9 protein-coding genes are annotated in these 14,189 nt (G+C 67.3%); 3 read left to right on the top strand and 6 right to left on the bottom strand.

Features of this window, described 5'->3' with window-relative positions; genetic code table 11:
- Nucleotides 1–5: 5 nt before the first annotated feature.
- Nucleotides 6–326, bottom strand: a complete 321-nt coding sequence (locus tag ACVW1B_RS20860; RefSeq protein WP_016841525.1) for a 2Fe-2S iron-sulfur cluster-binding protein — start codon at nucleotides 324–326, stop codon at nucleotides 6–8.
- A gap of 161 nt (nucleotides 327–487) precedes the next feature.
- Nucleotides 488–865: an Hpt domain-containing protein gene (locus ACVW1B_RS20865; protein ID WP_076825720.1), complete on the bottom strand. Its 378-nt coding sequence runs from the start codon at nucleotides 863–865 to the stop codon at nucleotides 488–490.
- A gap of 382 nt (nucleotides 866–1,247) precedes the next feature.
- Between ACVW1B_RS20865 and ACVW1B_RS20870 the strand changes: the two genes are divergently transcribed.
- The gene (locus ACVW1B_RS20870) at nucleotides 1,248–7,265 is read left to right on the top strand and encodes an apolipoprotein A-IV repeat region-like domain-containing protein (RefSeq protein WP_456822109.1); all 6,018 of its coding nucleotides are present in this window, start codon (nucleotides 1,248–1,250) and stop codon (nucleotides 7,263–7,265) included.
- A gap of 294 nt (nucleotides 7,266–7,559) precedes the next feature.
- On the opposite strand, the gene ACVW1B_RS20875 is transcribed toward ACVW1B_RS20870, so the two are convergent.
- The 3 genes from ACVW1B_RS20875 to ACVW1B_RS20885 all read right to left on the bottom strand — a co-directional run bounded on the left by ACVW1B_RS20875 (nucleotide 7,560) and on the right by ACVW1B_RS20885 (nucleotide 10,452).
- The gene (locus tag ACVW1B_RS20875; protein WP_018272595.1) at nucleotides 7,560–8,426 is read right to left on the bottom strand and encodes an MlaD family protein; all 867 of its coding nucleotides are present in this window, start codon (nucleotides 8,424–8,426) and stop codon (nucleotides 7,560–7,562) included.
- Nucleotides 8,427–8,545: 119 nt separating this feature from the next.
- On the bottom strand, nucleotides 8,546–9,316 hold the full coding sequence (locus ACVW1B_RS20880) for an ABC transporter ATP-binding protein (RefSeq protein WP_028338275.1): 771 nt from the start codon (nucleotides 9,314–9,316) through the stop codon (nucleotides 8,546–8,548).
- Between the two features lie 2 nt (nucleotides 9,317–9,318).
- Nucleotides 9,319–10,452: an MlaE family ABC transporter permease gene (locus ACVW1B_RS20885; RefSeq protein ID WP_253607843.1), complete on the bottom strand. Its 1,134-nt coding sequence runs from the start codon at nucleotides 10,450–10,452 to the stop codon at nucleotides 9,319–9,321.
- A 141-nt stretch (nucleotides 10,453–10,593) separates the two neighbouring features.
- On the opposite strand from ACVW1B_RS20885, the gene dgcA reads away from it, so the two are divergent.
- Nucleotides 10,594–11,595, top strand: a complete 1,002-nt coding sequence (gene dgcA, locus ACVW1B_RS20890; protein ID WP_456822110.1) for an N-acetyl-D-Glu racemase DgcA — start codon at nucleotides 10,594–10,596, stop codon at nucleotides 11,593–11,595.
- Here the strand turns inward: dgcA and ACVW1B_RS20895 are convergent.
- Nucleotides 11,592–12,764 carry an MFS transporter gene (locus tag ACVW1B_RS20895; RefSeq protein WP_456822111.1) on the bottom strand — a complete coding sequence of 391 codons (1,173 nt, stop codon included), beginning with the start codon at nucleotides 12,762–12,764 and terminating at the stop codon, nucleotides 11,592–11,594. The two genes, dgcA and ACVW1B_RS20895, sit on opposite strands and share 4 nt — an antisense overlap.
- 75 nt (nucleotides 12,765–12,839) lie before the next feature.
- Here ACVW1B_RS20895 and ACVW1B_RS20900 point away from each other — a divergent pair, with 75 nt between their 5' ends.
- Nucleotides 12,840–14,150 (top strand): hypothetical protein, encoded by a 1,311-nt coding sequence (locus ACVW1B_RS20900; RefSeq protein ID WP_456822112.1) that lies wholly within the window; start codon nucleotides 12,840–12,842, stop codon nucleotides 14,148–14,150.
- Nucleotides 14,151–14,189: the final 39 nt, after the last annotated feature.

Genomic DNA, 14,189 nt, shown 5'->3' on the forward strand with positions numbered 1-14,189 from the left:
GGATCCTAGGCCTGCCGCTCCGGCGTCGACACGACCAGTCCGTCGAGATCGTCGGTCACCTTGATCTGGCAGGACAGCCGCGAATTCGGACGCACGTCGAAGCCGAAATCCAGCATGTCCTCTTCCATCGGTGACGGCGCGCCGACCTTCTCGCGCCAGGCTTCATCGACATAGACATGGCAGGTCGCACAGGCGCAGGCGCCGCCGCATTCGGCTTCAATGCCGGGAATGGCGTTGCGGATCGCGCCTTCCATCACCGTCGCGCCGTTCTCGATGTCAACTGTGCGTTTCTCGCCGGAATGGTCGATAAAGTGGATTTTGGCCATGATTGCTCGTGCTGCCGGAATGCGCCGGACGATGGATGGAAAGGTCCCGGGCAGTCGTATAACGGGTCGGTCCGCACAGCGCTAGCGCGGAGACCGAAAACCTGCCCGCCGGTTGGGATGCCGCCCAAGCTGTGGCGGCGGACCGCCGAGACGCCGGACGCCTAGGAGCGGCCCAGGATCAGCTCGATCGCCGTGCGCGCCTCGGCAATCGCGGCGCCGAGCGCGGCAAGCGGCTGGGCCGCATCGGAACCGCCGCTCAGCGCGGTCTCCAGCTGGGCAGCAGCCTCGGCGACGCCGAAGGCGCCGATCGCCCGCGCCGATCCTTTCAGGGTATGGGCATGGGTCGCCGCCTCGGGCGGCAAGGCGGCCAGTTCCCCGAGGATCCGGGCCGACTGGGTCGAGAACATGGCCAGCACTTCCCGCTCGAGGCCCGGATCACCCAGCGTCATGCGCTGAAGATGATCGACGTCGATCGGCCCGGCGCCGGGCGCCAGCGGCGGCGATTGCGTCCATTCGACCCGTTCGAGGTGAAGCGGCATGGCCTGTCCCTGTCGTCTCCGCCGGGCCCTCGCCGGCGGATCGTTGGCCCAGCCAATCACGAAACTGGTTAACGGATTGTTGTTGGGATGATCGGCAAAACCGCCCGATTCTGGACAATTTCCGGACACAATCGGTGCTCTAGAGCGGGAATTTCGAGTGCCCATAAGGCCTTATGGGGCAAAGCTGTTAACGATGATTAAGAAAGTATTAATCGCAAGCATTTCATTCGCATCGCTCTCCCAATAGGATGTTTGCGGATGTAGCGGACAAGCCGCCGAGGGGGCCGGCTTGCGCTCCGCTTGTGGGCACCGGCTTCGAGCTTGCGTGGGGACGATCGCAGGCTCGCCGACGCGTAAAATAGTGAGAGGGCTCAGACTGAACATGGCGAACACTCCCAAGAAGGTCAAAGATCCCACCGAAGTCGCGCTTTCTGCCATCCAGGAAGCCCTCAACATCAGCGAACAGGGCGCGGAGAATGGCAGCCCCCTCAACGAAGGCGCCGCGCCGCCGAACCTGCCGCCCGCTGCCGATTTTTCAGCCACATCGTTCGAGTCGCGTCCGAGTAATTCCGATCGTTCGGCGTTCGAGCCGATCGAAGAACCGCGCGCGCCGCGCCGCGCCGCCAATGATGATCGCGAAACCATCGGCCAGATGCTGCAGACGCTGCAGGGAGGACGCGCGCGCAACGCCTTCACGCTGTTCTTTGTCTGCTCCGGCGCCTGGCTGCTGGGCGGCGTCATCCTCACCATCGCGTTCTGGCCGGCCCTGCAGGCCTCGATGGCCCAGGGCACCGGCGTCCTGGTGCTCGCCGGCCTTGCCGCGCTGTTCGCCGTGCCGATCCTGCTGTTCTACTATCTCGCAAGCCTCGCCGCGCACGGTCAGCGCATGCAGATGATCGCGCAATCGATGGCGCAGGTCGCGATGCGATTCTCCGAGCCGGAAAACGCCGCCGCCGATTCCATGGTGACGGTCGGCCAGGCGATCCGCCGCGAAGTCGCGGCGATGGGCGACGGCGTCGAGCGCGCGATCGCGCGCGCCGGCGAACTCGAGACCCTCGTCGCCAACGAGGTCGCGGCGCTGGAACGCGCCTATTCCGACAACGAGGTGCGCATCCGCGCGCTGCTGCAGGACATCGCCCACCAGCGCGACAACCTGGTCGGCCAGGCCGAGCAGGTGCGCAGCGCGATCTCCGGCGTGCAGATCGACCTGCGCCACGACATCGCGCTGATCTCGGACGCGATCGCCTCGCGCGTCGACGAGGTCGCCAAGAGCATCACCGGCGCGCTGGAAGAGCGCGGCCAGCACATCACGACCGCGCTGAGCCATGCCGGCGACAACATGATCCTCGCGCTCGGCGAGCGCGGCGGCGACCTGCTCGACCGTCTCGAGGAAGCCAGCGCCGAGACCACGCGCGCGGTGATGGACGCCTCCGAACGGCTGACCACCAGCCTCAACTTCAAGACCGGCCATGTCCATGACGAGTTCGTCGATCTGGCCGATCGAGTTCACGAGTTGCTGAACGAGCGCATCGACCGCATCACCGGCGAGTTCGAGCAGCGCTCGTCCGTCATCGTCGACGGCATCTCCGATCGCACCGAAGAGGTCCACGACTCCCTGAAGAACTCTGCAGACTCGCTGCTGCTCGAGCTCGAGCTGCGCAGCAACGACCTCGTCAGCAAGATCGACGACGCCGGCAACCGCCTCGCCGGCCAGATCCTGACGTCGGGCGACAAGGCAAGCGAGGCGCTCGACGTCACCGTCAATTCGCTGGTCGCCAAGGTGGTGGGCCAGACCGAGACCGCGCACGACTCGCTGTCGCTGCAGATGAGCGCGTTCGACGACCTGGTGAAGAACCACGGCAGCGAGCTCGCCGAGAAATTCGCCCGCGACTCCGGCACGCTCGGCGCGCTGATCACCCGCCACATCTCGGAATTCGACCGCACAGTGAAGACCTTCGGCGGCGACATCGTCGAACGCATGGGCCAGCGGACCCAGGACATTGCCGACAGCCTGAAGACCTATGTCGACACTTTCGACCATCGTGTCACCACCAACAGCGGCGAGATCACCGCCTCGCTCGACCAGCGCCTGCTGCAGTTCGAGACCACGCTCGGCAGCCGCGTCACCAATCTCGATGCCTCGCTGACCGACAAGCTGTCGTCGTTCGACAGTTCGCTCGCCAGCAAGATCGGCTCGTTCGACGGCCGTCTGCAATCGCTCGATGACGCGATCGACGGCCGCATGAAGTCCCTCGAAGTCACCTTCGAGAGCCGCGCCAAGTCGGTCACCGAGACCATCGACGGCCATCTCGGCACGCTCGCGACCCAGCTGACCGACGGCGCCTCCCAGGCGATCCAGTCGATCGACTCGCGGCTTGGCCTGCTCACCACCACCCTGACCGAAGGCACCGTGCAGGCGATCGCCGCGGTCGACTATCGCATCAACGGCGTCACCGAGACCATCGACGGCCACAGCATCCGCCTGGTCGACACCCTCAACGGCCACAGCACCCGCCTCGCCGACACCATCAATGGTCACAGCGCGAACCTGACCGACACCATTTCGGCGCGGTTCGCCGACATCCAGCAGGGCATCGAGAGCCGCGTCGGCGTCATCGCCGGCGACATCGATACCCGCGTCGCGCAGTTCGAGGACCTGCTGGGCTCGCGCGTCGAGGCCGTCGCCGGCCGCATCGAGAGCAGCGGCCGCCAGGCGAGCGAGGACCTGATGTCCCGCGCCGAGCTGTTGTCGTCGAGCATCAAGTCCCATGTCGAGGACGCCGAGCGTTCGCTGACCAACCTCGTGGTCAACACCAGCGAAACCATCCAGACCGGCGCGCGCACCGCGCAGCAGGCGCTGCTCACCGTATCCGCGGACGTCGGCAACCAGCTCAAGCTGAGCTCGGCCGAGGTCGAGAGCGTGCTGACCGCCGTCGGCACCAGCGCCGCCAACTCGATCCTCACCAGTGCCCGCGATGCCCAGGTGTCGCTGGTCTCGGCCTCCGGCGACGTCGCCTCGCAGATCAAGGCGCTGTCCGAGGATGTCGAGCGCACGCTGCAGGCGGCCGGCAGCGCCACCGCAGCCTCCGTGCTGTCCGGCGCCCGCGACGCGCAGACCACGCTGGTCAGCGCCTCGGTCGAGGCTGCAAGCCAGGTCAAGTCGCTGGCCACCGATGTCGAGCAGTCGCTGTCGATGGCCGGCTCTGCCGCCGCCGAGGCGATCATGACCGGCGCGCGCGAGGCCCAGACCACGCTGATCTCGACGTCGACCGACGTCACCGGCCAGGTCAAGTCGCTCGCCAGCGACGTCGAGCGCTCGCTCTCGATGGCCGGCACCGCGACCGCGGAAGCCGTCGTCGCCTCCGCTCGCGAGGCCCAGAGCACGCTTGCCGGTGCATCCACCGAAGCCGCCAACCTGGTCCGCACGCTCGCGGCCGACGTGCAGCACTCGCTCTCGACCGCCGGCACCGCCACCGCCGAGGCAATCATGACCGGCGCCCGCGAGGCCCAGACCACGCTGATCTCGACGTCGACCGACGTCACCGGCCAGGTCAAGTCGCTCGCCAGCGACGTCGAGCGCTCGCTCTCGATGGCCGGCACCGCGACCGCGGAAGCCGTCGTCGCTTCCGCCCGCGAGGCCCAGAGCACGCTCGCCGGCGCATCCACCGACGCGACCAACCTGGTCCGAACACTGTCGGCCGACATCGAGCGCTCGCTGTCGATGGCAGGCTCCGCCACCGCGGAAGCCGTCGTCGCCTCCGCCCGCGAGGCCCAGAGCACGCTGGCCGGCGCATCCACCGAGGCCACCGATCTGGTCCGCTCGCTGGCGGCCGATATGGAGCGTTCGCTGTCGATGGCCGGCTCCGCCACCGCGGAATCGATCACGTCAGGCGCGCGTGAGGCCCAGAGCACCCTGGTCAACGCGTCGACCGAGGCTGCGACCAAGGTGTCGGCGCTTGCCGCCGACATCCAGCGTGCACTGTCGATGGCCGGCTCCGGCACCGTCGAGATGCTGACGGCCGGCGCCCGCGAGGCGCAGAACACCCTCGTCACCGCGTCGACGGAAGCAGCCAACCACGTCAAGTCGCTGGCCGTCGATGTCGAGCGCACCCTGACCTCGGTCGGCACCAACACCGCGCAGGCGATCCTCGGCAGCGCCCGCGATGCCCAGAGCTCGTTCGTGGCGACCTCCAGCGAGGCCGCAAGCCAGATCCGCGAGATCTCCGCCGAGATCGAGCGGTCGCTGACCACGGCCAGCGCGGAGACCGCGCAGACCATCCTCGGCAGCGCCCGCGAGGCCCAGAGCTCGTTTGCGGCGACCTCCGCCGATGCCGCCGCCCAGATCCGCACGCTCTCGACCGATATCGAGCGCGCGCTGGGTGCGGTCACGGTCAAGACCACCGACAACATCCAGACCTCGGCGCAGAACGCGCAGGCCGCGCTGATCACCATGTCCAACGAGGTCTCGACCAAGGTCAAGACGACCTCCGCCGACATCGAACGTTCGGTGCTGTCGGCCTCCAGCGCCTTCGGCTCGGCGATGACCGGCAAGACCGACGAGATCGTCACCTATGTGCAGCAGCAGACCGAGCGTCTGTCGCAGATGGTCGACGGCCGCCGCGGCTCGCTGGTTGAGGCGCTGACCGCCAAGACCACGCAGCTGTCGAGCGACATGGATCGCGCCACCGCGGATGCGCTGAAGGCGATCGAAACCCGCGGCCTCGCCTTCTCGCAGTCGATGGCGGCCCATGGCAGCGATGTCGCGCGCAACATCACGTCGGCCGGCGATCAGGCGACCGGCGCGGTGGCGAAGTCGCTCAAGGAGCTCGAGCAGGCCTCGCGCACGGCGATCGACCAGTCGCGCCAGGTCTCGATCTCGGCCGTCACGGAGATGCAGGAGACCAGCAAGATCCTGCGCACCGATACGGTCGCGCTGTTCGAGCGGCTGCGCGAAGGCAACATCCTCTTGCAGGAAGTGTTGACCGGCGCCCACGACAACCTCAACTCGCTGGAGCGCGCGCTGGTGACCCGCGTGGCCGACTTTGTGTCCGCCATGAACGACGTCACCTCGCGCAACGGCGTGGCAACCCAGACGCTGGAAGACCAGCTCACGGTGTTCAACAGCAAGACCGGCAAGGCGCTGGAAGATCTCGGCGAGCTGTCGAGCCAGTTCGAGACCCATGGCAAGGCGCTGATCGATGCGGCTGCCGTGGTCGAGCAGGCCAACCGCTCGACGACGGCCTCCGTCAGCGAGCGCAAGTCGGCGCTGGAAGCGCTGGTCACGACCATCGACCTGCGCACCACCGATCTCGACCAGCGGCTGTCGCGCTTCACCGGGCTGCTCGATGAATCGCTCGGAGCGGCCGAGGAACGCGCCCGCGACATCGCCCGTGTGGTGGCGGAGACCGCAGGCGCCGGTTCGGCTGCGATCAGCAGGCAGTTCGAGGCGGTGCGCCAGGCGGCCGAGAACGAGCGTCAGCAGACCGTCGACGCCATGAACGACCTCTACCAGCAGAGCAACGCCGAGACCGATGCGATGTTCAAGGAATCGACGGAGAAGTTCTCCGCGATGGTCACGGCGATGAAGCAGATGGCGAGCGAGATGCAGAGCGAGCTCGAGGCCACCCGCAACGAGCTGCGCCGCGGCGTGCTCGAGATGCCGCAGGAGGCCGCCGAGAACACCGCGCAGATGCGCAAGGTGATCGTCGACCAGATCGAGGCGCTGGCCGAGCTGAACCGCATCGTCGCTCATCACGGCCGCGGACTCGACGTGGTCTCGACCAACCGCGCCAGCGTTCGCCACGAGGAGCCGGTGGTGGCTGCCGCCGGCGGCCGCGGCGACGTGCGCATGCGGGACAACGGCAACAGCGCCTCGACGCTGCCGCCGCCGGATCTCGGCATGACGAGCTCGCGCCGCACCGAGGCCCCGCCGGTCAGCCCGGCAGGCTCCAACAACAACGGCGACGGCTGGCTGTCCGACCTGCTCAACCGCAGCGACGCACCGCCGCCCGCCCCGCAGAGCCGCGACGCCCAGCAGCGCCCGCGTCCGCAGCAACAGCCGGTCAATCCGCTGGAGTCGCTGTCGCTCGACATCGGCCGGCTGATGGACCGCACGCTTGCGGCCGAGATGTGGGATCGCTACCAGCGCGGCGAGAACAAGGCGTTCTCCAAGCGCCTCTACACGCCGGCCGGCCAGAAGGCCTTCGATGAGGTGGCCCGCAAGTATCGCGCCGACCGCGGCTTCAAGCAGACGGTCGACCGCTATATCGCGGAGTTCGAGCGCCTGCTCGACGAAGTCGCCCGCGACGGCCGCGGCCAGCAGGAGCTGAGCAGCCACCTCACCTCGGAGACCGGGCTGGTCTACACCCTGCTCGCGCACGCCGCGGGACGGCTGGGGTAAGCTGGCGAAGTAAGCGAGTAGCGAATAGCAAATGGAAACGGAGGCCGAAGGGCCTCCGTTTTTGTTTGGGGCGACGCCGCAGAGTCTCGCTGTGGCACCGGCGTGCCAGTAACTAACCGCTGTCATTGCGAGGAGCGCAAGCGACGAAGCAATCCATCGCGCCGAGCATGCGGAACGATGGATTGCTTCGCGGAGCCTGTCATCGGGCGCGCGTTCGCGCGACCCGTTGGCTCGCAATGACGGATGCGGCCGACGGCGAACCCTACTCGCTATTCGCCACTCACCATTCTCACGTCATTGCCGCCGCCGCGGCCCCGGTGCGGCCGGAGCCGGCGCGGGCTCGGGTGCGGCATTGTTGCTGCCGCCGAAGATCACCCGGCTCGGGTTGCGGTCGAAATTGTTCACCGCGCGGCTGATGTCGGACAGCGTCCGGCGACCGTCGTTGATCAGGAGATTGGAGCGCTTGTCGAGGTCCTCGGCGAGTTCGCGGATCGACTTCACCATCAGGTTCAGCTCGCTGCCATTGTTGCCGCCCGCGATCGCATTGAGGCCCAGCATCAGGCTGTCGGCCTTGCCCATCACGCCGTCGACCTTGAGCATGACGTTGTCGATCTTCTCGGAATTGCGCGCTAAGGCCTGGGTGAAGACCTCGAGATTCTTCAGCGAATTCTTCACCGACTGCTGATTGTCGGCGACGATGCGGTTGACGTTTTGCAGGGTGGCGCGGATCGCCTCGGTGACGTCCTGCAGCGCATTCGGGTCGGCGGTCAGAACCGGGATGCCGTCCTCGTCCAGCGGCACCGGCGGGGCTGCCTCCTCGCCGCCCTTGAGCGAAATCGCGGCGACGCCGGTGAGGCCCTGGAACTCGAGACCGACCAGGGTGTCCTTGCGGAGCGGTGCGTTGTTCTCGATCATCGCCAGCGCAACCACGCGTCGCGGGTTGTCGAGCTTCACCGAAACCACTTCCCCTATCCGAATACCATTGAAATTGACGTTGCCGCCGTTGCGCAGGCCTGACGCTGGCCCTTCGAAGATCACCCGCAGGGGGCTGCGCTGCTTGGTCGTGTGCAGGCTCTGGAACCACAGCACGAAGCCGAATGCGGCGGCGATCACCGCCAGCGTGAAAGCCCCGATCAAGACGTAGTTCGCCCGCGTTTCCATCAATTGCTCGCGTTAATCACTCTCGGGCCCTCGCGCAGCCGGCTGCGCTCGAGCCCATCGAATTCCCTGTTGGCGCATGATCTCGTCCGAAAGTCGGCATCAGGTTTCGGGATCATGGGCTAGGCCACAACGGCACGGGCGCGCTTGCCGTTGAAATATTGCTGCAGCCATGGATGCTGCGACGCCTTCATGTCGGCGATCGATCCTGCAGCAATGATCTTACCGTTCCCTAAAACGGCGATACGGTCGCACGCGGTGTAAAGACTGTCGAGATCGTGGGTTACCATGAAAACGGTCAGCCCCAAAGTGCGTTGCAGGGTGCGCACCAGCTCGTCAAACTCGCCGGCGCCGATCGGATCGAGACCCGAGGTCGGCTCGTCGAGAAACACGAGCTCGGGATCGAGCGCGAGTGCCCGCGCCAGCGCGACGCGCTTGATCATGCCGCCCGACAATTCCGACGGATAACGATCGGCGACTTCCGGCTTCAGCCCGACCATCACGAGTTTCGCCACCATGATCTCGTCGAGCAGCCGCTGCGAGACGCGCAGATACTCGCGCGCCGGAAACTGGATGTTCTGGCGCACCGTGAGCGAGGAGAACAGCGCGCCCTGCTGGAACAGGATGCCCCAGCGGCGCTCGACGGCGCGGCGCTGCGAGGTGCTTGCGGCGTCGAGATCGACACCGAATACCTCGATGCGGCCGGCGACTTTCGGCACGAGCCCGATGATGGTGCGCGTCAGCACCGACTTGCCGGCGCCCGAGGGCCCGACGAAGCCGAGGATCTCGCCGCGCCTGACGTCGAGGTTGAGGCCGTCGAGCACCCGCGTGTTGCCGAATTGGACGGTAATGTCGCGGACCCGGATGATGGCGTCGTTGTCCTCTTCCGCCATGATCACATCCCGATCGAGGCGAAGAAGATCGCGAACACGCCGTCCATCACGATCACGAAGAAGATCCCTTTCACCACCGATGCGGTGGTGTGCTGTCCGAGCGACTCCGCCGAACCCTGTACCGCCAGGCCTTCGACGCAGGCGACGATACCGATCACCGCCGCCATGACCGGCGCCTTGACCATGCCGACGATGAAATGGTCGATCGATATGGCATCACGAAGGCGGAGCAGGAAGGCTTCCGGATCGACGCCGCCATAGAGCCAGGCCACCAGGCCGCCGCCATAGAGCGCGGCCATCGCGCCAAGAAAGGCCAGGATCGGCAGCGCCAGCACCAGCGCCAGCATGCGCGGCAGGATCAGAACCTCGATCGGATCGAAGCCCATGGTGCGCAGCGCGTCGATCTCCTCGCGCATCTTCATCGAGCCGAGCTCGGCGGTATAGGCCGAGCCTGAACGGCCCGCGACCATGATCGCGACCAGCAGCACGCCGATCTCGCGCAGCACCAAGACGCCCAGCATGTCGACGACGAAGATGTCGGCGCCGAACCTGCGGAAATGGAAGATGCCCTGCTGCGAGATGATGCAGCCGATCAGGAAGGTGATCAGCACCACGATCGGCACCGCGCGCCAGCATACCTGCTCGAGGTGATGCACCGTCGAGGTCAGGCGGAAGCTGCGCGGATGGATCAGCACCTTCCCGGCGGCCGCCAGCACCGCGCCGAGCATGTCGACGAGGCCGATGATGGTGCTGCCGATCCCGGCCACGGTGCGCCCGATCTGCTCGAGCATGCCTGAGATCGACAGCCGGTCGCTGACGACCCCGGGCGCGGGGCCGACGCGGCGGACCTCGTCGACCAGGCTGGAATAATTGGCCGACAGGCCCGCGATCTCGGCTTCGGCGGTGGCGTCGCTCAGGCTGCGGCGCAGCCGCTCGATCAGCCAGGCGCCGAACGTGTCGAGGCTCGCGACCTGCGACACGTCGATGAAGATGTGCGGCCGGCTGCCGCGCAGCTTCTCCGCGTCGGAGACGATCCGCTCAAGCGCAGGAGCAAAGCGGGCCGTCCAGTTGCCTGCCGCGCACAACGCCAGTCCTTCGCCTTGGGCTATCCGCTCCAGTGTCGGGTCGCCGCTCACCTCTAACCCACCCCTCAAGCCGGCTGGCTGCCGCTAACGCTGATCTCCGGCGCTGCCGGATCGGCTTGTCGAATCTGTCGCTAAACAGCCATAGTTGGTTGCGCGTCGCAAGCTACGGTTCAGGAAATAGTAGACTTTAAAATGACTTCCACCCCTCCCGGAGCGATTTCCCTGAGCAGTCGGATCGAGCGCTGGCCGATCGCGGGGACCTTCACGATCAGCCGCGGCACCAAGACCGAGGCTGTCGTCGTGGTGGCCGAGGTGAGCCAGGGCGGCCTCACCGGCCGCGGCGAATGCGTACCCTACCCGCGCTATGGCGAAACGCCCGAGGCGACACTGCAGGCGATCCAGGCCCTACAGGCGCCACTCGCCAATGGCATGGACCGGATCGCCTTGCAGGCCGGGATGGCTGCCGGCGCCGCCCGCAATGCGCTGGATTGCGCGCTGGCGGACCTTGAGGCCAAACGGGCCGGCAAACGGATCTGGAACCTGCTCGGCCGGCCCGCGCCGGAGCCGCGGACCACCGCCTATACGATCTCGCTCGGGACATCAGAGGCGATGGCGGAGGCCACCGCGAAGGCCGCGCATCGTCAGTTGCTCAAGATCAAGCTTGGCGGCGATGGCGACGGCGCACGGATCGCCGCCGTGCGCAAGGCGGCGCCTGGATCCGAGCTGATCGTCGACGCCAACGAAGCGTGGACCGAGGACAACCTCGCCGCCAATCTCGCGGCCTGCGCCGATGCCGGCGTCACCCTGATCGAGCAGCCGCTGCCGGCGGGCAAGGACGCGGCGCTGGCGCGGATCAGGCGGCCGGTTGCGGTCTGCGCCGACGAGAGCGTGCATGACCGCGCCTCGCTCGCCGGCCTGCGCGGCCGCTATGACGCCGTCAACATCAAGCTCGACAAGACCGGCGGATTGACCGAAGCGCTGGCGATGGCGGATGCCGCCCGCGCGCTCGGCTTCGAGATCATGATCGGCTGCATGGTCGCGACCTCGCTCGCGATGGCGCCGGCGATGCTGATCGCGCAAGCCGCGCGCTTCGTCGATCTCGACGGCCCGCTGCTGCTGGCGAAGGACCGCGATCACGGCCTGCGCTACGAGGGCAGCCTGGTCTATCCGCCCGACGCCGCGCTCTGGGGCTAATCGGTAAGACGCTTACGCGCCAGCCACATCACGAGCCCGCCCGTGGCCGCCATCGCGGCCATCATGTCGTAGACGCCGAGCCCGAAGCGCGCATAGACCATGCCGCTGACGATCGCCGTGGTGCTCGCGACAATGCCGCCGCAGGCGGTGAGATAGCCCTGCGCGCGCGCCATCACGTGAACCGGCACGTGATGCACCATCAGGCCCATGATGCCGACCTGGGTCAGGCCGAAGCTCAGTCCATGTCCGAGCTGGACCACGGCAAGCACCGCAAGCGGCGGGTCCTGCGCGGTGATCGCCCAGCGCGCCGCGGCACTGGAGGCCGCGATCATCACCAGCACAGCCGACGGCAGCGTGAAGCGCGGCGAGGCCGCAAACAGCACGATCTCGGCGATCACGCCGAGCACCCAGAGACAAGCGATCGTCAGGCCGCTGAAACCGGCCTGCTGCCAGGCAATCGATGCGAAGATGTAATAGGCGCCGTGGCTGCCCTGGATCAGCGCCGAGGAGACGATGATGGCGAGGAAGGAGGGATTGCGCAGCAGTTTTGGCGCGCCGGCCGCCGGCGCGGCGGCCGCCACTGGACGGCCCAGCGGCCGCAGCGTCAGCCCGACCAGCGCGCCGAGCACTGTCACGGCGGTGATGATCCAGATCAGGTCGACCTCCGCGACATAGCGGAGCAGGAAGCCGCTCAGCAGCGCGCAGACCGCGAAGGCGGCCGAGCCCCAGAGCCGCAGCGGTCCGTAGCTGAGGCCGAACTGCCTGACGCCGCGCAGTGCATAGGCATCGGTCAGCGGCACCATCGGGGTCCAGACGCAGCAGGTCAGCGCATAGATCGCCAGCAGCACGAACGGCTGATGCTGGGTGCCGATCACGGCAAAGCCGAACGCCGTGGCGAATCCGGTGGCGATGATCGCCCCGCGCAGCATCTGACGCCGCTCCGCCGCTGCGGTGACCAGCGGCAGCACCGTGAAGCGCGTCACCGGCGGCACCGCGGTGATGATGCCGATCCAGGTGGCGTCGATGCCGACCGCCTTCAGCCACACCGTGAAAAACGGCAGATGAACCCCGGTCATGCCGAACAGCGTGGCATAGAATGCCGCTAGGCTGCGCGCGAATCGCCGCGATGCAATCCTTGCTGCAATGGGGATTTGTGATTCGGAAGACATCAATTCAATTGCGATTCGCGCGATATCGTGGTGATCGTTAGCGTAACGCGCAGTGATTTGCGCGGAGAGATTGTGATGGCCGAAGAAGCATTCGCCCTGTCGCCGATATCCGCCCGCGCGGCCCTGCCGAGCGAGGAGGACTATGCCGCGATCAGCGCGGCCTTCATGGAGACCTCGCGGGGCCGCTGGTTCCTCGGCGAATACGCCAAGCGCAACCGCAATGCCGATACCCGCATGGTGCTCGATGCCGTGGCGCGGATCGAGGAAAGCCTCAGCGCGCAGCGGCAAGCCGCCGCCGCGGCGATCAGGGACGAGCAACTGGCGCAGGCGCTGGCCGCCCTGCGCGGCGCGATCGAGGCGGCCCAGGCCTCCTCTATCGCCGCGCTCGACGGCATCAGCTTCGAGCAGAGCCTCGCGCCGGTGCGCAAGGGCGTGCGGGTGATCAGGGAGATCTCCTGGCGGCTGCGCGAGATCGGCAATGACGGCCGGATCTGCGACATCATCGATTCGCAGGTCAGCGCGATCGAGGCCGGCGCCGCCGAGGTGTCGATGAACGACGCCAAGGCTGTGCTGGATGCCGCCTTCGCGGCGCTGGCGCGCCGGCTCAGCGAGTTCGATCCGGACAAGGCGGCGACGCCTGCGGCCGAGCCTGACGTGGCCGAGGCGCCGGTTGCGGAGCCGCCGGCAGCGGCCTCCGCGCCGCCACCGGTGGCCGAAAGTGCAGCTCCCGATATGGCCGCTACGCGGCCAGCGCCGCCTCGGGAGGCCGCTGCGGCGCCGATCGTCGAAGCCGCGATTCCCGCCGCCGTGCCCGGCACTGAGGCCGCTACGGCCGTGATGCCGCAGCCGAGCGAAGCCTGGATCAAAGCTGAAGCCGCGCTGGCCGAAGCCGAAGCCGCGGAACTCGCCCGCGTCACCGACGAAGCGACGGCCGACGCCCATGACGAGGCGGTGCTCGACCTGATCGCGATGGAGATGGGTGCGCCCGATCCGATCGACGAGGAGGCTATCGCCGAGGAAATGCGTGCCGCCGAGGAGATGCGCGTCGCCGAAGCGATGGACGTCGCTGAGGCGATGGCGGCCGAGCCCGAAATGGTTGCGCCGGCCATTCAGCCCGAGCCTGCACCGGCGCCGAAGGTCGAGGTCAGGGCAGAAGTCAAGATCAAGCCGCCGCCGGTGGCTGTGGCGCCGATTGCCGAAACTCTGGTGATGCCGCCGCCTCTCCGGCCCGCCGTTGAGCCTGCCCCTGCTCCCGCAGCAGAGATCTCACTCGGTTCGACCATCATCGCCAGCGGCCTGCTGAAAAGGCCAAGCGTCGCGGCCAACGATCCACTCGCGCCGATCCGCCGCATGAGCCAGGCTGAGAAGATCGCGTTCTTCTCGTAACCTCGACTGTTCATATCCTGTCATTGCCGGGCTTGACCC

Source organism: Bradyrhizobium sp. USDA 4502 (assembly GCF_054063355.1).

Excerpts from the sequence above, each read along its gene's own strand:
- ACVW1B_RS20860 (WP_016841525.1), bottom strand. The coding sequence starts at position 326 with ATGGCCAAAATCCACTTTATCGACCATTCCGGCGAGAAACGCACAGTT.
- ACVW1B_RS20865 (WP_076825720.1), bottom strand. The coding sequence starts at position 865 with ATGCCGCTTCACCTCGAACGGGTCGAATGGACGCAATCGCCGCCGCTG.
- ACVW1B_RS20870 (WP_456822109.1), top strand. The coding sequence starts at position 1,248 with ATGGCGAACACTCCCAAGAAGGTCAAAGATCCCACCGAAGTCGCGCTT.
- ACVW1B_RS20875 (WP_018272595.1), bottom strand. The coding sequence starts at position 8,426 with ATGGAAACGCGGGCGAACTACGTCTTGATCGGGGCTTTCACGCTGGCG.
- ACVW1B_RS20880 (WP_028338275.1), bottom strand. The coding sequence starts at position 9,316 with ATGGCGGAAGAGGACAACGACGCCATCATCCGGGTCCGCGACATTACC.
- dgcA (WP_456822110.1), top strand. The coding sequence starts at position 10,594 with ATGACTTCCACCCCTCCCGGAGCGATTTCCCTGAGCAGTCGGATCGAG.
- ACVW1B_RS20895 (WP_456822111.1), bottom strand. The coding sequence starts at position 12,764 with ATGTCTTCCGAATCACAAATCCCCATTGCAGCAAGGATTGCATCGCGG.
- ACVW1B_RS20900 (WP_456822112.1), top strand. The coding sequence starts at position 12,840 with ATGGCCGAAGAAGCATTCGCCCTGTCGCCGATATCCGCCCGCGCGGCC.